Here is a 24996-nt window from a genome sequence, read left to right as displayed (position 1 = left end):
AAGGCTCTTAAAATTTTGAGCAATCTTATTTATCTAAACCACCAATTTTTTATGAAATTAAAATTACTGATTTTGGGAGTTTTCCTTTGTGCTTTTTCGGTGCAAGCTCAGGAATACTTCCCGAAAAATGATGGGGTAAAAACCCGAAACACCAACTACACTGTTTTCAAAAATGCCAGAATTCATGTAGATCCTCAAACCGTGATCAACAAAGGAATGTTTGCTATTAAGGATGGGAAAATCACCTCAGTTGGAAAATCTATTACTATTCCGAAAAACAGTATTGTCATAGATCTAGAGGGAAAGGAAGTGTATCCTTCTTTTATTGACCTTTATAGCGATTTTGGAATCTCAAAACCAAAAAGAGCTGAAGGCGGGAACGGACCACAATACGACGCTTCCCGAGAAGGTTATTACTGGAATGATCATATACGCCCTGAAACTGATGCGGTTTCACAATTTAGTTTTGATTCTAAAGAAGCAGAAAAATATCATAAAGCAGGCTTCGGTGTTGTAAATACACATGTTCCCGATGGGATAATAAGAGGAACCGGGATGCTGGTTGCCCTTACGCCTGAAGTTAATGAAGGTGACCGTATTCTTAATAGTAGATCTTCTCAGTATTTTTCATTTGATAAAAGTGTGCAATCCAGACAATCTTATCCTACTTCTATTATGGGAACCATGGCGCTTATTCGTCAGACCTACCTGGATGCTGACTGGTATGCAAAAGGAAATGCTAAAAATAAAGATCTTGCCCTGGAAGCTCTTAATAACAACAAGGATCTTGTTCAAATTTTTACTACAGATAATCTTCTGAACGAACTAAGAGCTGATAAAGTTGGGGATGAATTTGGAGTTCAGTACGTGATTCTTGGAAGCGGAAATGAATATCAGCGATTGGACAAAATTAAAGCTTCAAATGCTACTTATATTGTGCCTTTGAAATTTCCGGAAGCTTACGATGTGGAAGATCCTTATTTAACGGGATATTTAAGCCTTAACGAAATGAGAGAATGGAATCAGGCTCCGTCAAACCTCAAAATGCTTTCAGAAAATAAAGTTCCATTCACAATTACAACTCACTCCATAGACGCTGAAAAAGACTTTAAATCGAATCTTTTAAAAGCAGTTGAATATGGCTTAACCAAAGAAGCTGCACTGGCTTCCCTCACCACGGTTCCTGCTCAAACCATAGGACAGGCAGGAAAAATTGGGGTTTTAAAAGAAGGAGCCTGGGCAAATTTCATTATTACTTCTGGTGATTATTTTGAAAAGGAAACAACACTTTACGAAAACTGGATCCAGGGAGAGAAAAAAGTTCTGGAAAATATGGATGTCACTAATATTTCTGGTAATTACAACCTGAAAATAGACGAAAAACAATATGAACTAAATATCACCGGAGAGCCTTCCAAACCCAAGGCTGAAGTAAAATTAGGCGAGAGTAAAATAGGTTCCAAAATTAGTTTTGAAGATAATTGGATGAACCTCCTGCTTTCTTCTCCAGATACTACAAAAACTGAATTTATTAGACTTGTAGCAAATGTTCCTGTTCCAGGCAACATAATTTCAGGAAAAGCTATTCTAGCAAATGGAAATGAAATGGCTTTTCAGGCTACCAAAAAGTCAGCTTCAGAAAAAGACAAGAAGGACGAGAAGGACAAAAAAGATGACCAGACTCCAAAAGTATTACCACTTACCTACCCAAATATCGCCTATGGTTTTGATAAACAGCCTAAGCAGGAAAATATTCTTTTCAAGAATGCCACGGTTTGGACAAGTGAAGAAGAAGGCGTTTTGGAAAATACCGATGTACTCGTTAAAAATGGAGAAATTGTTAGAATTGGGGGAAACCTAAATGCTGGCGGCGCCAAAGTTGTTGACGCTACCGGTAAACATCTTACTGCAGGGATCATAGACGAACATTCGCATCTTGCTGCTTCAGATATTAATGAAGCCGGTCACAACTCCACAGCTGAAGTGAGTATGGAAGATGTTATAGATCCTACAGATATTGGCATCTATAGAGGCCTTGCAGGCGGGGTCACCACTATTCAGCTTTTACATGGCTCAGCAAATCCTATTGGAGGCCGTTCAGCAATCTTGAAATTAAAATGGGGAGAATCTGCAGATGATCTCATCTTTGAGCAGGCACCACCGTTTATAAAGTTTGCCCTTGGTGAAAATGTGAAACAGTCTAACTGGAGTGGAAATCGTTTTCCACAAACTCGTATGGGTGTGGAACAGGTATTTGTTGATTATTTCAGTCAGGCGCGAGCTTACGAAGCTGAAAAAAATAAAGGTGGAGAAGATTTCAGAAAAGACATAGAAATGGAAACTCTGGTTGAGATTCTAAATGGAGAACGATTTGTGACTTCTCACTCCTATATTCAAAGCGAGATCAATATGCTAATGAAAGTTGCCGAACAATTCGATTTCAACATTAATACGTTTACACATATTCTGGAAGGATATAAAGTTGCCGATAAAATGAAAGAACATGGCGTGGGCGCTTCAACATTTTCTGACTGGTGGGCATATAAATATGAAGTAAATGACGCTATTCCTTACAATGCTTCTATTATGAATGAAGTTGGGATTACCGTAGCTATAAATAGTGATGATGGTGAAATGAACCGAAGGCTGAATCAGGAAGCTGCAAAAAGTGTGAAATATGGTGGAATGAGTGAAGAAGATGCCTGGAAAATGGTCACTATCAATCCTGCTAAACTTTTACATGTAGATAATCTTGTAGGAAGTATAAAAACAGGAAAGCAGGCAGATCTTGTACTTTGGAATAATCATCCTCTTTCTATTTATGCAAAACCAGAAAAGACGATGATTGAAGGTGTAATCTATTTTGACATTGATCGTGATGAAAAAATGAGAGAAGAGATCAAAAAAGAACGTAACCAGCTAATTGCACAGATGTTGAAAGCTAAGAACAGTGGAGTGAAGACTCAACCTGTGACAAAAAAGGAAAAACAACATGTTCACTGTGATCTATTAGAAGAGGTTCACTAAAATTTAAAGTAAAATGAAAAAATTTAATACATATATTTTAATAGCCTTTTTGATAATTTCCGGAAACAGTTTTGCCCAGCAAACTCCTGCTGATAAACAATCTGAACCGATTAGCATTGTTGGAGCTACTGCGCATATTGGAAATGGTGAAATTATTGAGAACAGCCTTATTATTATTGAAGAAGGAATAATTACTGAAGTGATCGCGGAAAATCTTACCAAAAGACAATACCCTGGAAAGATCATCAACGCAGAAGGTAAACATGTCTATCCCGGAATTATCGCACCAAATTCAACGCTTGGTTTAGTGGAGATTGCTTCCGTAAAAGCAACGGAAGACAATGATGAAATGGGCGAAATGCTTCCAAATGTAAGAAGTTTAATCGCCTATAATGCTGAGAGTAAAATTGTGGAATCTATGAGACCTAATGGTGTACTTTTAGGTCAGGTTGTTCCCAGAGGTGGACTTATTTCGGGAACTTCTTCCATTGTACAGTTTGATGCCTGGAATTGGGAAGACGCTGTAGTAAAAGAAAATGACGGACTACACATTAACTGGCCGGATGCTTTTAGAAGAGGTCGCTGGTGGAGAGATGAAGATCCAGGCATAAAATCTAATAAAGAATATACCGATGAGGTTCAAAAACTTTCAGATTTCTTTGCATCATCTAAGGCCTATCTTGCAGGAAATAGAGATTATAAGAACCTTCCGTATTTAGCTATGGAGTCTGTTTTTAACGGAGATAAAAAAGTTTTTGTGCATGTTGATGGTGAAAAAGAGATTATGGATGTTATTCAATTCAAAAAAGAAAATAATCTTGATGGTGTTGTGATCGTTGGAGGCTACGATGCCTTGGGTGTAGCTAATGATTTAAAATCTAATAATATTCCGGTACTTGTAAATAGACCGCATAGCACCCCAAATAGAGACCATGAAGATTACGACTATCCTTATAAATTAGCAAAATTACTTCAGGATGAAGGAGTTTTGGTAGCAATTGAAGGCAGTGGACAAATGGAAAGAATGAATAGCAGAAATTTGCCTTTCTATGCAGGTACGGTTGCAGCTTTTGGAATGCAAAAAGAAGATGCACTTAAGCTTGTTACTTCCAATACAGCAAAAATCTTAGGAGTTGATGAAAAATTTGGAACTCTGGAAAAAGGAAAGTCGGCTACCCTTTTTATTTCTGAAGGCGATGCGCTGGATATGAGAACTAATATTCTTTCGCATGCATTTATCGATGGCAGAGAAGTTAGCCTGGAAACCCATCAAACCGAACTTTGGAAGCGATATTCTAATAAATATAAAAACCAGGAAGGAAAGTAATTTTATTTAGACTCATAAAAAAAGACCTCCCAGATTTTGCAATCTGGGAGGTCTTTTTTTCGAACTAGATTCAACTATTCTTCTGAAGCTTCAAAAACCCTGGCGCCCTCCGGCATTTTAAAAGTTTCAACATCCATCTTATTTTGAGTAATGCTTGGATTATTAAAACTTACTTCATTTTGCATTTCGCCAATTGTTCCAGCTTCATAATTATACCATGCGATCTTTTTAGGTAATAGCAGACCATTTGTTTTCTGCCATTCAGCATATTTTATAAGATTCACCTTATCGCTGGATTCTCCGGTTTGGTAGGTTACGGTATATCCTAACCACGCCATCTTTTTAGTTTGAGGGTCATAATAAAGATAATATTCATCTTTTGGTGAAGCTCCTACTCCATTATTAAAAGAAATCTTAATTCCAGGATACGAGGTATCTTTATAATTTAATGCTTCAGCATTTTCGTAATTAAGGCCATCATCACCAAATACAAAAGGCATAGCATAAAAATAGAACATAAGATTGTGATAGAAACCGGCATTTCCCTTATACTCTGTCGCTCCTTCTTTCACCCAAATATCTTCTCCGTTGTATCCCATGGAAACGTTTTCATTTTCAACTAAAGTATACCGGTTTTTCAAGTCTACAGTCTGATACTCCATATTTTCTTCAGACTTGGGAATGCTATACTTCAAAGTATTCATTTTATTCCATTGCACTATTCCGCCATGAGCTGTGAGTACTTCTTGTAACTCGTCGGGATAATTCATTGAAGACTCAGATTTTTCTTCGGTGGAGGACGCAATTTGTTTTTGTTTTGATTCCTTAGAATCGTTTTTACAAGCTGTGACTAAAGCAAGAGCTGCAATAAATAATAGTACTTTTTTCATGGTTAGTGGTTTAATTTTGTTGAATTGTTCAGTTTGTCTATAAAGAGACCATAAAATGGTCGAAATGATATTGGATATCTTACAAATCCCCATACTAGAACATTCTAAAAACTAAATATCTTAGTTCTAATCAGTATTCCATATTTTTACGGTTATGCTCAAGAAGATCACAAGTCAGCAAAATAAAGAAATAAAATGGCTACTCCAGTTACAGGAAAAATCGCGTAATCGCAGAAAAGAAAACTCTTTCATTGTAGAAGGAAAAAGAGAGGTGAACCTTGCTCTAAAAGGTGGGTATTTGCCGCTTCATCTTTATTTTGTTCCTGAATTGATCGACTTCCAGGAAGTGCTAGAAATGGCTAAGGCAAACGAGCATGAAGCTGCTGAAATCACGGAGATAAACAAGGAAGTGTATGATAAAATAGCTTACCGCGGAAGTACGGAAGGCCTTTTAGCAGTTTTCAGAAATATTGAACATCCAGTTGAAAATTTAAGTTTTGAGCATCCTTTCCCACTGATCTTAGTAGCAGAAGCACCTGAAAAACCCGGAAATATCGGAGCTATTTTAAGAACTGCGGATGCCGCAGCTGTAGATGCTGTGATCATCGCTAATCCAAAAACAGATCTCTATAATCCAAATATTATAAGAAGTAGTGTTGGCAGTTTATTTACGAATAAGATCGCTACGGGAACAACTTCCGAAATCATTCAATTTCTACAAGCACAAAAAATTCATATTTATGCCGCGGCCTTGCAGGCATCAAAACCTTATTCCGATATAAATTTTAAAGAAGCTTCCGCAATAATAATGGGAACCGAAGCTACGGGATTAAGTAACGAATGGCTGGAAAATTCAACTCAGAATATCATAATTCCAATGCACGGTAAAATAGATTCGATGAATGTTTCTGTCGCAGCTGGAATTCTTATTTTTGAAGCGAAAAGACAAAGGTTAGTCGAAAACAGCTTGCATTAACAATAGGCATTAATTAATAAAATGCTGTACTAAAAGTGTCATAAAGTGAAGGACGTCATTCTGTCCCGATAACTATCGGGATTGTTTCAGGATCACATAAAATTATAAATCTCAAATTACAGAACTTGAATTCAGAAACCCTATTTTATATCATCATCGGAATTATTGTGATCGATTTTATATTTGACAAAATACTTGATGCGCTTAATGCAAAACATTTCAACGATCCGATTCCAAATGAGTTAGAAGACGTTTACGATACAGAGGAATACGAAAAATCTCAGCGTTATAAAAAGGAAAGATTCAAATTTGGGATCATCACTTCTACATTTTCTGTATTGCTAACGCTGGGATTTATCGTTTTTGATGGTTTTGCCTATGTAGATGAAATAGCCAGAAGTATAAGTGACAATGCTATTTTAATTGCTTTAATCTTCTTCGGAATCATCATGCTGGGGAGTGATATTTTAATGACACCTTTCTCCTGGTATAGTACTTTTAGTATAGAAGAAAAATATGGCTTCAATAAAACTACAAAAGGAACTTTCTTTCTTGATAAAATAAAAGGACTCGCTATGACGGTTATAGTAGGTGGTGGGATTCTCGCTCTAATAGTATGGTTCTATCAATTCGCCGGTGATGATTTTTGGTGGTATGCCTGGATATTAGTAGCGGTTTTTTCAGTATTTATGAATATGTTCTACGCAAAACTCATTGTGCCGTTATTCAATAAACAAACACCGTTAAATGATGGTTCTTTGAGATCCAAGATTGAAGCATATGCCAAAAATGTAGGATTCAAACTTGATAACATTTTTGTGATCGACGGTTCAAAAAGAAGTACCAAAGCCAACGCCTATTTTTCAGGTTTTGGAAGTGAAAAAAGAATCACCCTTTATGATACTTTAATCAACGACCTGGAAGAAGAAGAGATTGTGGCCGTACTCGCCCATGAGGTAGGACACTATAAAAAGAATCATATTATTGTTAACCTGACCGCTTCCATTTTAACGACTGGTTTTACGCTTTGGTTACTATCCCTTTTTGTTGGAAATCCTTTGTTATCACAGGCTTTGGGTGTTGCTGAACCCAGTTTTCATATTGGCCTGGTAGCCTTTGGGATTCTATATAGTCCAATTTCAGAAATCACAGGGCTTATTATGAATTATATATCCAGAAAATTTGAATATCAGGCAGATAATTTTGCAAAAAACACGTACGATGGCAGTTTCCTGATTTCAAGTCTGAAGAAATTATCAAAAAATACATTAAGCAATTTAACTCCACATAAAGCTTATATTTTTGTACATTTCTCGCATCCCAGTCTCCTACAGCGATATCGCAATTTGAAGGCTGGTATTTAGTTGTTTCCTTTTAATCTTAATTGTATTTTTAACCTATGACAGAGGAGGCTATCGTAAAAGAAAACAAACAAATTGCACGGCAGTATAAAGAATTGCTGCGTATAAGTTATCAAACGCTTACCGACGATGATAAAAAGCTCATCCGGACAGCCTTTGATATGGCTGTGGATGCCCATAAAGACCAGCGAAGAAAATCTGGCGAAGCCTATATATTTCATCCTATTGCAGTAGCAAAGATCGTAGCTTCAGAGATTGGTCTGGATGGGACTTCCATTGCCGCTGCCCTGCTCCACGATGTGGTTGAAGACACCAAATATACTCTTGAAGATCTGCAAAAAACATTTGGAAAAACTGTTGCCAAAATTGTAGACGGTCTCACCAAGATTTCCAGTCTAAAAAAAGATAAGGATGTATCCCTTCAGGCTGAAAATTTCAGAAAGATGCTACTTACTTTAAATGATGACGTAAGGGTGATCATCATTAAAATTGCAGACCGGTTGCATAATATGCAAACTATGGATGCGATGCGGCCTGATAAGCAAATTAAGATCGCTTCAGAAACACTTTATATATACGCTCCCCTCGCCCATAGAATAGGTTTATACAATATTAAAACTGAACTTGAAGACCTGGGTCTAAAATACACGGAGCCGGAGGTTTATAGTGATATTCTTACAAAAATCAAGGAAAGTAAAGAGGAACAGGATCTTTATATCAAGGAATTCAGTAAAATCATTCAGGATTCCCTGGATCAGGAAGAACTGGACTATGAGATTAAGGGAAGACCTAAATCTATTTATTCCATCAATAAAAAGATCAAAGCTCAGAATATTAGTTTTGATGAGATCTATGACAAATTTGCGATTCGTATCATTTATAAAGGAGAACCCGGACAGGAGAAATTTCTAGCCTGGAAAATATATTCTATCGTTACAGATCACTTTAGACCTAATCCTACCCGATTAAGAGACTGGATCTCTTCCCCAAAGTCTACCGGCTACGAAGCATTGCATATAACAGTAATGGGACCAAAAGGGCGTTGGGTAGAAGTTCAGATAAGAAGCGAGCGTATGAATGAGATTGCTGAAAAAGGTTATGCTGCTCACTACAAATATAAACAGGGAGAAAATAATAAAGAAGAAAGAGGTTTTGAAGAATGGGTCTCTCGTTTACAGGAAGCGCTGGAAAGTTCAGATGTTAGTGCTATTGATTTTGTAGAACAATTCAAACTGAACCTCTATTCAAAAGAAATTTTTGTTTTTACTCCCCAGGGTGATTTAAAATCACTTCCAAAAGGTTCTACACCATTAGATTTTGCTTTTAGCATTCATACTGAAATTGGCATACACACACGTGGCTCACGGGTTAACAATAAGCTGGTGCCATTAAGCCATGAGCTAAAGAGCGGAGACCAGGTTGAAATTATCACTTCAGATAATGCCAAACCAAATATTAACTGGCTGGATTATGCAAACACCGCCAGGGCAAGAGCAAAGATCAAATCTTCTTTAAAAGATGAAAAGAAGGAAATTGCAGAAGAAGGAAAAGCGGTGCTTGCCAGAAAGCTAAAGGCACAGAAGATTCAATTCAACGAAAAATCTATAAATGAACTGGTCGTTTTTTTCAATCTCAAAACCAGTCTGGACCTTTTCTATCGTGTAGGTATTGGCAAGATTGACAACCAGTTGCTAAAAGACTTTGCATCTTCCAGGAGCAACTCTATTGTGAGTTATTTTAAAAGCAAGATCAAGAAACCTCAGGTAGCATCAGATCTTAATAAAGATGAGATCACGGCGAAGTACGATCAGTTAGTTTTTGGAAAAGAAGAGGAAAAACTGGAATATAAATTATCTAATTGTTGCAACCCTATTCCGGGTGATACTGTATTTGGATTTATTTCGGTTAATGATGGGATCAAAGTCCATAAAAAAGACTGCCCTAATGCCCTTCAACTCCAGAGTAATTATGCCTACAGGATTATCCAGGCAAAATGGATAGATAGTTCTCAACAGGACTTTAAGGCGGTTATCAAACTTCAGGGAATAGATAATCTTGGTCTTGTAAGTGAGATTACCCAGGAGATTTCCAGCAATATGCATGTGAATATGCAAAATCTGAATTTTGACAGTTCAGATGGGGTATTCAGTGGCCGTATTACACTTGTTGTAAAAAATAATAATATCCTGAATACCATCATCCAGAGGTTGAAAAAAATTAACGGGATAGACAAGGTTAGCCGTGAATAAACTTTTACCTTTGCAAAGCAATTATGAGTAAAAAAGTCGTAAATAAAAACGATCAGGCGGTCGTTAAAAACGTTTTCACCAAGTATCTTGAAGACAAGGGGCACCGGAAGACACCGGAGCGTTTTGCTATTCTTCAGGAGATTTATAATGCTGAAGATCATTTCGATATTGAATCTCTTTATATTAAAATGAAGAACAAGAAATATCGTGTGAGCCGTGCCACTTTATATAATACTATTGAATTATTATTGGAGTGTGGCTTAGTTAGAAAACATCAGTTTGGTCAGAACCAGTCACAATATGAAAAATCATATTTTGACCGCCAGCACGATCATATAATACTTACAGATACCGGGGAAGTTATTGAATTCTGCGATCCAAGGATACAGAGCATCAAACAAACAATAGAAGAAGTTTTTGATATTGAGATCAATAAGCATTCTCTATACTTCTACGGAAACAAAAAATCAACCAATTAAGTTTAGAAATTCATGGCAGTAGATTTACTACTAGGTCTTCAATGGGGTGATGAAGGAAAAGGAAAAATAGTTGACGTCCTAACCTCCAAATACGATATTATTGCACGTTTTCAAGGCGGCCCAAATGCAGGGCACACTTTAGAATTCGATGGTCAAAAACACGTTTTACATACCATCCCCTCGGGTATATTTCATGATGACAGCATCAATCTTGTAGGTAATGGTGTAGTAATAGATCCGGTTATCTTTAAACGAGAACTGGATAATCTTGCTAAACACAAAATAGATTATAAATCTAAACTTGTAATATCAAGAAAAGCCCATTTAATTCTACCAACCCATCGTTTGCTGGATGCCGCTTCTGAAGCTTCAAAAGGAAAAGCGAAGATAGGTTCAACTCTTAAAGGAATTGGGCCTACCTATATGGACAAAACAGGTAGAAACGGCTTGCGTGTGGGAGATCTGGAATTAGAAGACTGGAAAGACAGATATCGCGCTCTTGCTGATAAGCATGAAAAAATGATCGCTTTCTACGATGTAGATGTTCAGTACGATCTTAAAGAATTAGAAAAAGAATTCTGTACCGCTGTAGATACTTTAAAAGAACTAACTTTTATTGACAGTGAAGAATATCTTCACCAGGCAATGAAGTCTGGTAAAAGTATTCTGGCTGAAGGAGCCCAGGGATCTCTTCTCGATATTGATTTTGGAACCTACCCTTTTGTAACTTCATCTAATACTACAGCTGCTGGCGCATGTACCGGACTTGGTGTTGCTCCAAGAGAAATTGGAGAAGCATTTGGTATTTTTAAAGCCTATACCACAAGAGTGGGTAGCGGCCCTTTCCCTACTGAACTTTTTGATGAAGTAGGAGAACGAATGGGTAAAGTTGGAAATGAATTTGGAGCTACCACTGGCAGAAAGAGACGATGTGGGTGGTTGGATCTTGTAGCTTTAAAATATGCTGTTCAGGTAAATGGTATTACCCAGCTTATAATGATGAAAGGTGATGTACTTAGCGGTTTTGATACCCTAAAGGTTTGTACCGCTTATAAGTATAAAGGTAAAGAGATTACGCATCTTCCTTTTAATATTGAATCAGGAAATATAGAACCTGTATATACGGAAGTAAAAGGCTGGGAAGAAGACCTTACAAAAATGACTGATGCTTCTTCATTACCAAAAGAGTTTAATGAATATGTAGATTTTCTGGAAAAGGAACTTGAAACGCCTATTACCATTGTTTCAGTGGGTCCTGATAGAAAGCAAACTATCACGCGATAGGTTTTATAAAATTCCAAGTATAAAAAACGGCTACCAATTGGTAGCCGTTTTTATTTATATAATCAGGATAATTTCTATCCGTCACTACCATCTTCTTCAGATACTATAAAGAGACCACCAATAGCAAGTACTTCATCCATAGTTAATGGCTCATCAAAGGCTTCCTGTACAGCCTGAGCTCCTCCAAATTCATCAAATAGCGTAGCAAGTTCTACACCTCCTTGCATGGTATTTGCTTCACCTGCATAAATAGCATCGAATTGCGTCAATGGAATACCATTACTAGCCGCATCACCTCCGGTTACCCAACCTTTTTCACCGCGTATTCTTCTCACCTTGGAAGCATGTCTAGCTTCTACAGAATGAATCTGTAAAGCATACTCCAGAAGGGTATCATCACCTGCCAATGCTACTGCTTGTCCTTTATAAGCACGTACACCAGTATCTTCAAATCCCTGCGCAAGTGCTAGAAAGTCATCATAATTCCCAAAAGGGTCTACAAGGCCCCCTGCTGTGAAATCGAAAGTTGGTTTTGCAATTGCATTTTCACCAAGCGCATTCACTAAAAATTCCACGTGATCATCTTCGTGTTTTGAAATGGTTTCAAAAACAGTCATGTTTTCATCAGCAATAATACCTGATTCTAATCCCATGTTATAGAATTCTGCTTCCAGATATTCCAAAGTTAAGGCAAAGTTCAATACATCTGTTGGTGAAGCTTGCATGGCCGCACTGGCCATAGAAAATCCAGCTGCTTTTGATTTAGTACTACTCGCTGCCAATCCAAATGGGATAGAAGCTATGGCAGCACCTTTTCCAAAAGTTTTGAACTGCTTAAAAGCATCCCTTCGGGAACCTTTAGCATTCATCGAATTTGTATTAGATATATTATCTAAAAATTTTATAAGACTCATATTATTAGTTTTTTTTATTAAAGATTAATCTATTGCTCCATTGGTAGTTCAGTTGCAGTAAACTCAGTTACTACAAATCCAGTGCCTACCACTGCAGTTAAAACATCTGCAGGATCTGTAGCTTTATCGAATGCTGGACCAACTCCATCAATGGAAACTAATACTTCATCTCTAGCAAATGCATCGGTATCTGGATTAATAAGATCAGCAAATGCAGAAGCGTGTCTTGCTTCAACCGATACAATTTTACCAGCAAGTCCTAAATAAACATCACCTAATTCGGCATCCACATCAATTAAATTACCAGCGCCGTTATAGGCAGAAACACCTGTATCTTCAAGAACAAGAGCAGTTCCTAAAACCGCATCTCTACTATCAAAATCTACACTAGAAAAATCAAACTCTATATCAGGAAGCATTGCTTCTGGAGTAGCTTCAGTTGCAGTACCTATAGCTGACCTAAAGAATTCCCTATGAATTACCTCATGATACCATGTATCTTCAAGTATTTGTTTTTCCTCAGAATCATCTGCCAATCCTTGATAATAAGCACCTTCAGTCATTTCTGTGTAAAATGCCGCTTCAAGCTGCTCTAATGCATAAGCATAGTTAAGGATACCTAAATTTCCAGGTCCTAAATCAAATACTTCTGGCTCTGGATTTTCTGGCTCTTCCGGCTCCTCTGGTTCCATAGGATCAGGACTTCCGGTAGGTGCACCAGGATCAAACATATCATCTTCGCTACATCCATATAATAAAAAACTGGATCCTGCTATACCAAGTCCGCTCAACTTAATGAACTTCCTTCGCGAGTTATTTTTCGAATTTTTGGAAGATGCGTCAACCACATCTACCTTGACTAAGGGTTTTTTCATAATTAAATATTTAGTTTTCTACCGAAACTTACGAAGAGAAAGCTGCTTTGGTTTAGCTTTAAGAGTTAAGGTTATCTTAAAACGTAAAAAATTTAGAAATCTTTAGGATTTGAGGCTAATAAACGTGCCCATATTAAGTTAATTTTTAGTGTCCGCTATTTTCAACTAGGTTTTATTCCCGAAATACAATCCGTCGAATTTAATTACTTTTGAAAAAAAATAAGATTGAAAACTTCCTCTATTCCTATATTATTTATAGTCTTACTTATTTCGGTTTTGGCGAATGCCCAAACGAGTCAGGAAATAAATTATGATTCTGATAGAACCTTAAAAAATGAACAAAGATATCCCGGTGCACTTATATTAAGTAAAGTAGACAACCAGGTTTATTTTGATCATGATGGGATTGAAGTTTGGTGCGACAATGCAGTTTTCTATAAGGAGGCTAATTTCTTCAAAGCTTATGGTAATATTCGTATGCAGCAGGGAGATAGTGTGAGCATGACCAGTAATTACGCCGAATATAATGGTGATACTGAATTTGCCTTTGCCAGTGGTAAAGTAAAAATGAAAAGACCCCAAACTACATTGGAAACTGATAGCTTGTTTTTTGACCGAATTAAACAACAGGCTTATTATAGAAGTGGAGGGAAAGTAACCGATACCGCTAGTGTGCTTACCAGTACTATTGGAAGGTACTTTATGGAGGAGGATAAATATAGTTTTGTAGACAGTGTTGTAGTTACAAACCCAGAATATAAAATAAATTCAGAACAACTTGATTTCTATTCTAATAGTGGTCACGCCTACTTGTATGGACCTTCAACTATAGAAAGCGAAACCAGTACTGTTTATTGCGAAAGAGGCTTCTACGACACCAGGGCAGATAATGGTTATTTCGTAAAGAATTCCCAGATCAATTATGACAATAGAATCCTTAAAGGTGATAGTCTTTATTTTAACAGAAAAAACAGTTTTGCTTCTGCTACTAATAATATCAGAGTTATTGACACCATAAATAACAGTAGGGTTAGTGGTCATTACGCCGAAGTTTACAGGGATAAAGATTCAGTTTTTATAACTAAAAAAGCCCTTGCTGCAAGTCTCCAGGAAAGGGACACATTATTTATTCATAGTGATACCATAATGATTACCGGAAAACCCGAAAATCGCGTTATAAGAGGTTTTTACGATGCCAGGATCTTTAAAGAAGACCAAACCGGGGAGAATACTATGAGTGGAAGAAGTGACTCCATATATTCTGATCAGCAATCTGGTTTAACCAAACTTATTAATTTAACTAGCCGAGGTAATGGAAAACCGGTTCTATGGTCGGGTGAAAATCAAATGACGGGAGACAGTATTCATCTTCAAAGCAATCCTAAAACCGAGCAACTGGACTCTTTATTAGTTTTTGACAATGCATTTTTAATTCAGAAAGATAGTATTGAAGGCTATAACCAATTAAAAGGAAAAATACTCACGGGTTATTTCAAGGATAACCAACTCCACGAAGTAGTGATTGATAAAAATACCGAAACTTTAAATTATATGCGTAATAGCGAGAATGAACTAATAGGTATTAATAAGACACTGGCAAGTTCAATTAAGATATTATTCGAAAATCAGCAAATTCAAGATATTTATTATTATAACCAGGTAGATGGAAATCTTACCCCTGAAGCCGACTTTCCTCCTAACGCAAGACAGTTACAGGGTTTCAACTGGCGGGGAGAAGACAGGATCCTTAGCAAGGAAGGCTTATTTAAAGGACAACCTGAACCAGAACTAACCAAGATAAAAGGTATTCCGTTACCCGATGAACCAGATGAATTCTTTGATGAAAGGGAAGAAGATGATTTGTTGCTTGATAAAAATTCGAGACTAAATCCAGAAGTATTAAAGAACAGAAAAATGGACACGTTAAAATTCAAAACGAAAGAACTCCCGGATTCTTTAAAAGTTGAAACTCCTAAAAAAGTGGATTCTTTAAGAACAGAACAAGACATAATAAAGGAGAATTAATTGAAAGAAGATTTTATAAAATATCAGGCACAAACCACTCCTCACCCACTTGCCCTGGAGATTTCTCACGCCAGGGGAAGCTATATAACCACCACAGACGGAAAAGACCATCTGGATTTTGTTGCGGGAGTCTCAGCCTGTAGCCTTGGACATTCACATCCTAAAATAGTTTCAGCTATTCAGAAGCAAGCTGAAAAATATCTTCACGTTATGGTTTATGGAGAATATGCACAAAAACCAGCCGTAGATCTGGCAAAACTCCTAGCAGCGCATTTACCAGATCCTTTAAATAAAACCTATCTCGTAAATTCAGGCACCGAAGCTATTGAAGGCGCCATGAAGCTTGCCAGAAGAGCCACAGGCAGAACTGAAATTATCGCCGCCAAAAATGCTTATCATGGAAATACCATGGGCTCACTAAGTCTGATGGATCTTGAAGAAAGGGTAGAACCTTTTAGACCTCTTTTAGGTGATATTTCATTTATTGAATTTAACAAAGTAGCAGACCTAAATAATATCACTTCCAGAACTGCAGGGGTCGTATTGGAAACTATTCAGGGAGGTGCCGGTTTTATAATGCCAGAGGACGATTATCTTAAAAAAGTAAAAACTCGTTGTAAAGAAGTTGGAGCGCTCTTAATTTTAGATGAAATTCAGCCGGGATTTGGACGTACCGGTAAACTTTTCGGATTTGAAAATTTTGATGTAGTGCCTGACATAGTTGCACTCGGAAAAGGAATGGGCGGAGGACTGCCTATTGGAGCATTTTCAGCTTCTAATGAGTTAATGGATCTCCTTAGTGATAACCCAAAACTTGGACACATCACAACTTTTGGCGGAAACCCCCTGATTGCATCTGCCGCCTTAGCTACCTTGAAAGAGATCACTGAATCTAATCTCATTGAAAAGAGTCTCGAAAAGGAAGAATTATTCAGAAAACATTTGCAACATCCTCTAATTAAAGAAATTAGAGGTAAGGGATTAATGCTGGCGTTAATATTTGAATCTGCCGAAATTACCGATCAACTTATTCTAAAGGCAAAAGAAAAACAACTTATTCTATTTTGGCTACTATTCGAAAAACGTGCAGTACGCCTTACTCCCCCACTCACAATTTCTAATGAAGAAATCATGAAAGGATGTGGCATTATTGTTGACATACTCAGAGAAATAGAAAATTGAGGTTTCCGGGTGTTAATTAATTTGTTAACAACAATGTAAAGTTTTTCAAAAAACACCTTTAATCATTTATAACTTTAGTACAGTAGAAATCCCTTAATCACTCTCTTATGCAGCTAAGCCATAACGAAGAAGATAATTTCTCACTTGATCGCTTTGAATCTATGCTTAAAACAAATGATATTTTGTTTTTCGATTCAAACGAGTTTGAAAATATTATCCATCATTATCTTGAAAATGGTAAGATTTCACTTGCCAAAAAGGCAGTAAAGATGAGTCTTGCCCAGCATCCTACTTCAGTGAATTTAAAGCTGTTCAAGGTAGAGATATTGGTGTTTGAAGACAAACTTGATCTGGCAGATGGTATCTTAAATGAGCTGAAGGAACTGGAGTCTTCCAACGAAGAAATATATATTCAAAAAGCGCAGATTTATTCTAAAAGAGATATGCATAGTGATGCTATAAAAATGCTTCAGGCTGCGCTTGAAATCACTCTGGAAGATGCTGAGATCTTTTCATTAATAGGGATGGAATATCTTTTTCTTGAGGATTTCGAAAATGCCAAGTATAGTTTTATGAAGTGTTTAGAAGCAGATGAAGAAGACTATTCTGCGCTGTATAATGTAATGTATTGCTTCGATTTTTTAGATCAGAAGACAGAAGCTATAGAATATTTAAATCTTTACCTAAATAAGCATCCTTATTGTGAAGTTGCATGGCATCAGGTAGGAAAACAATATTTTGATTTAAAGGAATACAACAAGGCACTTGCGGCCTTTGATTTTGCAATTATTAGTGACGACCGGTTTATTGGTGCTTACCTTGAGAAGGGTAAAGTGCTTGAAAAACTGAAACGTTTTAATGAAGCTATTGAAAATTATAATATCACCCTTGAACTGGAAGATCCTACTTCATTTGCTTACTTAAGAATTGGCAAATGTTTTGAAAAACTAGGTTGTGACGATTTTGCGCTCAAAAACTATAAACAAACCGTTCATGAAGATCCGCTATTAGACAAAGGCTGGATCGCGATTACCGATTTTTATATTAAAAAACGGAATTACCAGAAAGCTCTTTACTATATTAATAAAGCTATTAATATTGACGAGGAGAATGTGCTTTATTGGAAGCGATATGCCAAGATCAACAGCAGGCTCAATTTTTACGAAGAAGCTGAACAGGGATATAAAAAGAGTCTGGAATTAGGTAATTATGAGTTAGAGACCTGGATAAGACGTAGTGATATTCTTATTGGACTTGGCGAATATGAAACAGCCATCACTTGCATGCTTCAGGCATTGGAATTTTATCCTGGTTCTGCGGAAATTGAATATCGCCTTTCCGGATTGTTCTTTTGTACAAACAGAGGAGAAAAGGGTTATTTTCACCTTAATAATGCCCTTAAAATTGATTCAGAATATTACATAATTATAGAAGAACTTTTTCCGAATATTTTTGATAGAAAAAGCGTCAAACAAATTATAAATTCCTACGTTAAGCTCTCTTAGTTATTTTGCTACCTTTGGGCAAATTCATAAAAAGTTAAGATGCAGCGAAGTTTTTTGGATTACCTTAAGGTTACTCTAAAAGGAATGGCCATGGGAGCCGCAGACGTAGTACCGGGAGTTTCCGGGGGAACTATCGCTTTTATTTCAGGAATTTACGAAGAATTAATTTCCACCATAAGTGGCATAAAACCATCCTTGTTATCTACCTGGAAGAATGATGGTTTTTCTGAGATGTGGAAAGAGCTGAATGGAAATTTCATCCTTGCCCTTTTCGCCGGAATTCTAATTAGTCTTTTCAGTTTAATGCGCCTGGCCAATTATTTACTGGAAACACACCCTGTATTAATCTGGTCATTTTTCTTCGGACTTGTTCTCGCAAGCATCTGGTTTGTGGCTAAGCAAATCCCAAAATGGAATTATAAATTATTTATCGCCTTAATTCTGGGGGCTGCGGTTGCTTTTTACATAGTAAGCCTCCCACCGCTTTCTGCCAATTCCAGTTCATTATTTCTATTCTTTGCCGGAGCTATAGCTGTTTGCGCAATGATTTTACCGGGAATTTCAGGAGCATTCATTTTGGTTCTATTAGGTGCCTATAAATCGATTACAGAAGCAGCGCATGATTTCGATATTAAGACATTAGCGATTGTAGGAGTTGGAGCGATATTCGGATTGCTTACTTTTTCAAGAGTTTTAAAATGGCTTTTTGTTCATTATAGCAATATTACTTTAGCTGTGCTTACAGGATTTATCGCGGGATCATTAAATAAGATTTGGCCATGGAAAGAAATTCTTGAAACCGCAATATACGGTGATAAAGAAGTTGTTTTAAAAGAAGCTTCGGTTTTGCCATGGAATTTCAGTGGGGATCCCCAGACATTATGGGCTATCCTTTTAATGCTTGCCGGGTTTTTACTTATTATTGTGTTAGAATTGGTAGCTAATCAAAATCCAGAATCTGCCGATGCAGCAAACTAGAACGTTTACCGATAAGATCCTTTTGGTTTTGAAGGGTCTTGCCATGGGAGCCGCGAATAAAGTTCCGGGAGTCTCTGGTGGTGTGGTTGCGTTTGTTGCAGGATTTTATGAAGAATTTATTTATTCCCTTCAAAAAGTAAATCTAAAAGCATTTAAACTCCTTATTTCGGGGAGGTTCAGCAGTTTCTATCAGTATATAAACGGGAAATTCTTAAGCCTGCTTATTTTAGGTATGCTTATAAGTTATTTCAGTGTTTCCAAAGTACTGGACTACCTCATTGTGCATTTTGAACTTTACGTTTGGTCGGCTTTCTTCGGCATGATCATAGGTTCCATTTATTATATAAGCAAGGATTTTGATGAATGGGATAGAAACTCCATCCTTTTTGCCATTTTTGGAATCATTGGCGGGATCGCGATCAGTTTTCTGGAACCGGCGAGAGAAAATGATAATTTATGGTTCGTTTTTGTCTGCGGAATGATAAGTGTTTCGGGAATGACATTGCCAGGACTTTCCGGAAGTTTCATTCTTATACTTCTCGGTAATTACGTGCTGTTACTGGTAGATTCAGTAAATGCGCTATATGATACTATAGCCGAAATTATTATGCTGGATTTTGGTTTCATTGGTGACGCCGAAAGAATTCGGATGCTTCAGGTTTTAATTGTATTTGCCCTTGGCTCCCTGGCAGGGCTGGTTTCTTTATCCCATCTTCTTGGTTATGTTCTTAAAAAGAGAAAAAAAGAAACATTCGCAGTTATCATAGGATTTATCACAGGTTCTTTAGGCGTAGTGTGGCCCTGGAAAGAAAAAATTTTCAAAGCTAACAAACTGGGAGAAGTCATCATAGACCGGGAAGGAAATAAGGTAATTGACAATTACGACAGATATTGGCCTACATTCGAGACTACAGAAACCTGGCTCGCCATCTTTTTTATTATCGTAGGGATATTTATTGTATTGGGCCTGGCATGGTATGAAAATAGAAAATCTAACATATGAGAACTTTTGGCCTACTCGGAAAAAATATAGATTATTCTTTCTCACGAAATTATTTTTCTGATAAATTCAGCAACGAAAATATAGATGCGGAATACAGGAATTTTGATCTTTCCTCTATTGAAAAATTTACTGATGTTATTAAAGATAATATCATATCAGGGCTTAATGTTACTATTCCTTATAAGGAAGCTATTATTCCTTATTTAGATCACCTGGACTCCAATGCTGAAAAAATTAAAGCGGTAAATACGATCAAATTTGAGAAAGACGGAAGCCTCTGCGGTTATAATACAGATTACTGGGGCTTTCTGGAATCTTTAAAACCTCACCTGGAACCACACCATTCAAAGGCTCTTATACTGGGAACTGGAGGAGCATCTAAAGGAATTGCCTATGCTTTGAGCTTATTAGAAATAGATTTTAAGTTTGTATCAAGAAACCCTGAAGAAGATCAATTTTCGTATCACGAATTAGACAGCAAGATTATTGGCTCCCACAGCCTTATCATCAATTGTACACCCCTGGGCACTTATCCTGATATTGAAAGTTCCCCGGAAATTCCATTTGAATTTATTTCTGAAAAACATCTTATCTACGACCTGATTTACAATCCTTCAGAAACAAAATTCATGCAACTTGCTGCTGAAAAAGGAGCCAAAACTACAAACGGATTGGAGATGTTAAAGCTGCAGGCAGAAAAAGCCTGGAGTATCTGGAATTCCTAATTCAGATCTATAAATACCAAATTCTGTACTCATAAATAAAACCAATCCCTTGTTCAATTTTAGGGGAGTTGTTATCTTTCAGAATTAATAGATTACGAGGAACCTTAACATTGAAAGATATGTCACAGCAAGAAAATGAAAACACAAAGAATAAGCTTTCGCCTGAAGAGCTAGAAAAGAAGGAGAATAAGAAGACTTCAGAAGAGAAGACTTCGGCGGAAAGTAGTGAGGGAAGTATTGATAAGCCTGTGGGTGAACAAAAACCAGAAGATTCAAAAGAAAGCTCTTCTGATAAATCAGAAAAAGAATCTACAGATCATGAAGAGGCAATGCTTCATGAGTCGGCTACCGGTAAACAAACTTCAGATAAAATTTCCAGGGAAAAGAAAAATCCAGATGAAGATCCATATACCCATATGGAAGAAACCGAAGATGTTGAAAATCCATTTTTCAAGGAGCCTGAAATAAAAGGTGAAAAATCTGAAAAGAAAGAAAAGGCTGAGCCAAAAGTATCAGATTCTACAGATCACGAAGACGCTATGGTCTCTGAATCTACCTCTAAGGCGAAGAGAACTGAAGAGGTAGAAGATGAAGATACCGATAGTGATATTGGAGATGCCCAGGTGGGTGAAACCAAAAAAACTTCGGGAAACCACGAAGAAGATATGGACAGCGCGGTGGCTGAAGACAGCGAGGACGAAAGTGCCAATGCCCGCCACGATATCGAAAAGAAAGATTATCATTCGATGAACAAAGAAGCCCTGGCAGATGAGCTGGAAAAGCTTCTAAAAAATGAAAAAATACAGGCCATCAATGAGCATGTTTCAGAAATTCGTACAGAATTCAATGCCAAGTTTGATGAGGAAATGGAAGAGAAAAAAGAAGATTTTATTGCAGATGGTGGCAATATCATTGACTTCCACTACTCTACTCCACTAAAAAAGCGTTTTAATTCCCTTTACTTTGACTATAAAGAACAAAGAAATAATTATTATAAACGTCTTAAGAAAGACCTCAACGAGAATCTCAATAAACGACTGGAACTTATTGAAGAGTTGAAAGGTTTATTAGATGTTGAAGAAAATATTAATACAACCTATAATCACTTTAAGGAAATCCAGGATAAATGGCGTACGGCTGGCCCAATTCCCAGAGATAGATATAACAATGTATGGAATACCTATCACCACCATGTAGAAAATTTCTATGATTTTCTTCACCTAAACAGGGAATTCAGGGATATGGATTTTAAGCATAACCTGGAACAAAAATTAAAGGTTATAGATCGTGCTGAAGAACTGGTTCAGGAAAAGGATGTAAATCGTTCTTTCCGCGAATTACAGATGCTTCATAAAATGTGGAAAGAAGAACTTGGCCCGGTAGCAAAAGAGTATCGTGAGGATATTTGGGAAAGGTTTAGCACTGCCACTAAAAATATTCATGATAAAAGACAGGAATATTTCAATAACCTTGACGAGCATTATGAGAAAAATTGGGAGCGCAAGCAGGAGATTATTGAGAAAATCAAGGAAATAGCAGGTCAGGATTTTGACAGCCATAATAAGTGGCAACAAAAGATCAGGGAGATCGAGGCTTTGCGCGAAGAATTTTTTAATGCGGGAAAAGTCCCGAGAAATAAAAATCAGGATACCTGGAATGCCTTTAAAGAAAATGTTCGCAGTTTTAATCGTAAGAAAAATGCTTTTTACAAGAACCTGAAAAAGGCCCAGTACGATAACCTGGAGAAGAAAAAGGAACTTATTAAGATAGCTGAAGATAATAAGGATAGTGACGACTTTAAGACGGTCACTCCTTTAATGAAGAAAATTCAGGCCGACTGGAAAAAGATTGGTCACGTTCCAAGGAAGGATAGTGACAAGGTCTGGAAGCAATTCAAAAAAGCCTGTAACGACTATTTCGACAAACTTCATGCTCAAAAAAATGAAGATAATAAAGAGGAAAATGAGGCTTTCGACAAGAAGAAGGAAATTCTTGATAAAGTAAAAGCTATAGAACTCAGCGGCACTAAAAAAGAGGATCTTGCCCGAATAAAGGAACAGATCAATGCCTGGAAAGAGATTGGGAAAGTGCCTTATAACAAACGTTTTATCGAAGGGAAATTCAATAAAGCTTTGGATCAAATATTCAAGAAAATGGATATTGATAACACCAAAGCTGAAATGATGAAATATGAGAATAAGGTACAAGCCTTAGATGATGCAGATGATGATAAAAGAATCAGAAATGAGCACTATTTCCTGACCAAAAAGATCCAGGAAACCAAAGCTGAAATAAACCAGTTAGAAAATAACCTGCAGTTCTTTTCAAATGTTGATGACGACAATCCTTTGGTGAAGGAGGTACATAAAAATATTGCAAACCATAAAGCAGATCTTGAAGTCTGGAAAGAGAAACTTGAAAAGATCAAGTCGCTTTATTAAATAGGAAATCATGCTTTGCAATTTATGCAATTGCGCCACCCGAATTTTCGAAGTCATTCAAGATCGGGAATATGTGCAATGTATGGGTTGCAAGGCAATTTTACTTTCTCCAGAGCATCACCTTTCTCCGCAAGCAGAAAAATCCAGGTATATTCTTCACAATAACGATGTAAATGACGCCGGTTATATCAGGTTTGTACAACCTGTTATTGAAAAAATTAGATCTGATTTCAGCTCTAATTCAAACGGACTTGATTTTGGCTGTGGCACCGGCCCGGTGATCACTTCAAAATTGAAAAAATCAAGCTTTAAAATTGAACTTTACGACCCTTATTTTAAGCCCGATAAAAAGGTGCTGAAGACTACTTTTGATTTTATTATTTGCTGTGAAGTGATGGAACATTTTCAAAATCCACTTAAAGAATTTCAATTACTGCGCACTCTATTAAAACCTAACGGAAAATTATATTGCAAAACTGAAATATGGAAGGATGCAATAGATTTTTCTAACTGGCACTATAAAAATGATAAAACGCATGTGATTTTCTACGACAGGGAAACTCTGCGTTGGATAAAAGAAAACCTGAATTTTTCATCTTTAGAAATTTGTAAAGAATTCGTCATTTTCTCTGTGTGATCATTTCTTTTTAGCCTCGTTCCAGAAAATATCCATTTCTGCCAGGGTCATATCCTTCAAAGCTTTGTTGTTTTCTTTTGCTTTTTCTTCCAGGTATTGAAACCGCTTGATGAATTTTTTATTAGTTCGTTCCAGAGCATTCTCAGGGTTTACTTTCAAAAATCTGGCATAATTCACCATTGAGAAGAGCACATCGCCAAATTCAGCTTCTATTTCGTCTTGATTATCTTCATTTACTTCATGTTGAAGCTCCTCCAGTTCTTCCTGAAGTTTTTCAAATACTTGTTGTGGTTCTTCCCAATCAAAACCAACTCCTGCAACTTTATCCTGAATTCGGTTAGCTTTAACGATTGAAGGCAAAGATCTGGGTACACCTTCCAAAACACTCTTTTTTCCTTCTTTTAGCTTAAGATTTTCCCAATTGCGCTTTACGTCTTCTTCATTAGCCACCTCAACATCTCCGTAAATATGTGGATGCCTATCGATCAACTTATCACAAATTGAGTTAGCTACATCTGCAATATCAAAATCATTCGTCTCACTTCCTATTTTGGAATAAAATACCAAGTGTAAAAGTACATCTCCTAATTCCTTCTTGATCTCTTCCATATCCTTATCCAGAATCGCATCACCGAGTTCGTAGGTCTCTTCAATGGTAAGATGCCTCAAAGACTCCATGGTTTGTTTTCTATCCCAGGGACATTGCTCCCTGAGCTCATCCATTATAGTCAATAATCTATCAAATGCTTTTAGTTGATCTTTACGTGAATTCATGCTGAATATAATTTTGGTAAAAATAGGATTGTATATCCGCAAAGTATCATAAAATTATAAATAGCGTCATTCTGAACTTGTTTCAGAATCTCATAAAACTAAGAATCTATAATAAGGGAACTTGAGACCCTGAAATAAATTCAGGGTGACGAAACAACCATTGCATCATAACCGGATATACAAACATAGGATTTCGAAAGTGGGAATTTGAATTTATTACACAAAAAAAGCTTCCCATTTCTGAGAAGCTTTGCTTAAGGGTGGAAGACCGGGTTCGAACCGGCGACCTCCTGAACCACAATCAGGCACTCTAACCAGCTGAGCTACAACCACCATTTGATTAG

General features: G+C 36.9%; 19 protein-coding genes and 1 tRNA gene. 15 read left to right on the top strand and 5 right to left on the bottom strand.

Annotation, left to right across the window (positions count from 1 at the left end; genetic code table 11):
* The first annotated feature begins 51 nt into the window (after positions 1–51).
* Both GFO_RS03715 and GFO_RS03710 read left to right on the top strand, forming a co-directional pair.
* The gene (locus tag GFO_RS03715; protein ID WP_011708696.1) at positions 52–3027 is read left to right on the top strand and encodes an amidohydrolase family protein; all 2976 of its coding nucleotides are present in this window, start codon (positions 52–54) and stop codon (positions 3025–3027) included.
* A gap of 13 nt (positions 3028–3040) precedes the next feature.
* The gene (locus GFO_RS03710) at positions 3041–4354 is read left to right on the top strand and encodes an amidohydrolase family protein (RefSeq protein WP_011708695.1); all 1314 of its coding nucleotides are present in this window, start codon (positions 3041–3043) and stop codon (positions 4352–4354) included.
* A gap of 74 nt (positions 4355–4428) precedes the next feature.
* Here the strand turns inward: GFO_RS03710 and GFO_RS03705 are convergent, their stop codons facing one another.
* Positions 4429–5244, bottom strand: coding sequence for a DUF6503 family protein (locus GFO_RS03705; protein ID WP_041249995.1), 816 nt, complete (start codon positions 5242–5244; stop codon positions 4429–4431).
* Positions 5245–5398: 154 nt separating this feature from the next.
* Between GFO_RS03705 and GFO_RS03700 the strand changes: the two genes are divergently transcribed.
* From GFO_RS03700 to GFO_RS03680, 5 genes are all read left to right on the top strand, one after another.
* Positions 5399–6220 carry a TrmH family RNA methyltransferase gene (locus GFO_RS03700; protein ID WP_011708693.1) on the top strand — a complete coding sequence of 274 codons (822 nt, stop codon included), beginning with the start codon at positions 5399–5401 and terminating at the stop codon, positions 6218–6220.
* Between the two features lie 125 nt (positions 6221–6345).
* Positions 6346–7584 carry a M48 family metallopeptidase gene (locus GFO_RS03695; RefSeq protein ID WP_011708692.1) on the top strand — a complete coding sequence of 413 codons (1239 nt, stop codon included), beginning with the start codon at positions 6346–6348 and terminating at the stop codon, positions 7582–7584.
* Positions 7585–7619: 35 nt separating this feature from the next.
* Positions 7620–9830 carry a RelA/SpoT family protein gene (locus GFO_RS03690; RefSeq protein WP_011708691.1) on the top strand — a complete coding sequence of 737 codons (2211 nt, stop codon included), beginning with the start codon at positions 7620–7622 and terminating at the stop codon, positions 9828–9830.
* Positions 9831–9853: 23 nt separating this feature from the next.
* Entirely contained in the window at positions 9854–10309 is a 456-nt protein-coding gene (locus tag GFO_RS03685; RefSeq protein ID WP_011708690.1) for a Fur family transcriptional regulator, read from the top strand.
* A gap of 12 nt (positions 10310–10321) precedes the next feature.
* Entirely contained in the window at positions 10322–11593 is a 1272-nt protein-coding gene (locus GFO_RS03680) for an adenylosuccinate synthase (protein WP_011708689.1), read from the top strand.
* Positions 11594–11667: 74 nt separating this feature from the next.
* On the opposite strand, the gene GFO_RS03675 is transcribed toward GFO_RS03680, so the two are convergent.
* Together GFO_RS03675 and GFO_RS03670 are read right to left on the bottom strand one after the other, a co-directional pair.
* Complete coding sequence (locus GFO_RS03675; RefSeq protein WP_011708687.1) at positions 11668–12507, bottom strand: ferritin-like domain-containing protein; 840 nt, start codon at positions 12505–12507, stop codon at positions 11668–11670.
* A 29-nt stretch (positions 12508–12536) separates the two neighbouring features.
* Positions 12537–13382 carry a ferritin-like domain-containing protein gene (locus GFO_RS03670; RefSeq protein WP_011708686.1) on the bottom strand — a complete coding sequence of 282 codons (846 nt, stop codon included), beginning with the start codon at positions 13380–13382 and terminating at the stop codon, positions 12537–12539.
* A gap of 225 nt (positions 13383–13607) precedes the next feature.
* Here GFO_RS03670 and GFO_RS03665 point away from each other — a divergent pair, with 225 nt between their 5' ends.
* The 8 genes from GFO_RS03665 (at position 13608) to GFO_RS03630 (ending at position 23878) form a co-directional block, all read left to right on the top strand.
* The gene (locus GFO_RS03665) at positions 13608–15407 is read left to right on the top strand and encodes an OstA-like protein (RefSeq protein ID WP_011708685.1); all 1800 of its coding nucleotides are present in this window, start codon (positions 13608–13610) and stop codon (positions 15405–15407) included.
* Positions 15408–16589, top strand: a complete 1182-nt coding sequence (locus GFO_RS03660; RefSeq protein WP_011708684.1) for an aspartate aminotransferase family protein — start codon at positions 15408–15410, stop codon at positions 16587–16589.
* Between the two features lie 107 nt (positions 16590–16696).
* On the top strand, positions 16697–18094 hold the full coding sequence (locus GFO_RS03655) for a tetratricopeptide repeat protein (protein ID WP_011708683.1): 1398 nt from the start codon (positions 16697–16699) through the stop codon (positions 18092–18094).
* Positions 18095–18133: 39 nt separating this feature from the next.
* On the top strand, positions 18134–19072 hold the full coding sequence (locus GFO_RS03650) for a DUF368 domain-containing protein (protein ID WP_011708682.1): 939 nt from the start codon (positions 18134–18136) through the stop codon (positions 19070–19072).
* Entirely contained in the window at positions 19059–20075 is a 1017-nt protein-coding gene (locus tag GFO_RS03645) for a DUF368 domain-containing protein (RefSeq protein ID WP_011708681.1), read from the top strand. The genes GFO_RS03650 and GFO_RS03645 overlap by 14 nt, the downstream gene beginning before the upstream one ends.
* Positions 20072–20800, top strand: coding sequence for a shikimate dehydrogenase family protein (locus GFO_RS03640; protein WP_011708680.1), 729 nt, complete (start codon positions 20072–20074; stop codon positions 20798–20800). The genes GFO_RS03645 and GFO_RS03640 overlap by 4 nt, the downstream gene beginning before the upstream one ends.
* Positions 20801–20919: 119 nt before the next feature.
* Positions 20920–23241 (top strand): DUF349 domain-containing protein, encoded by a 2322-nt coding sequence (locus GFO_RS03635; protein ID WP_011708679.1) that lies wholly within the window; start codon positions 20920–20922, stop codon positions 23239–23241.
* A 10-nt stretch (positions 23242–23251) separates the two neighbouring features.
* Positions 23252–23878, top strand: a complete 627-nt coding sequence (locus tag GFO_RS03630) for a class I SAM-dependent methyltransferase (protein WP_011708678.1) — start codon at positions 23252–23254, stop codon at positions 23876–23878.
* On the opposite strand, the gene mazG is transcribed toward GFO_RS03630, so the two are convergent.
* Both mazG and GFO_RS03620 read right to left on the bottom strand, forming a co-directional pair.
* The gene (gene mazG / locus GFO_RS03625; protein WP_011708677.1) at positions 23879–24652 is read right to left on the bottom strand and encodes a nucleoside triphosphate pyrophosphohydrolase; all 774 of its coding nucleotides are present in this window, start codon (positions 24650–24652) and stop codon (positions 23879–23881) included.
* A gap of 258 nt (positions 24653–24910) precedes the next feature.
* A tRNA-His gene (locus GFO_RS03620) sits at positions 24911–24986 on the bottom strand.
* Positions 24987–24996 lie beyond the last annotated feature (10 nt).

This window comes from Christiangramia forsetii KT0803 (assembly GCF_000060345.1).
Lineage (GTDB): Bacteria > Bacteroidota > Bacteroidia > Flavobacteriales > Flavobacteriaceae > Christiangramia > Christiangramia forsetii.
The sequence above is the reverse complement of the archived record's forward strand: the minus strand, read 5'-3'. Positions and strand labels throughout refer to the sequence as shown.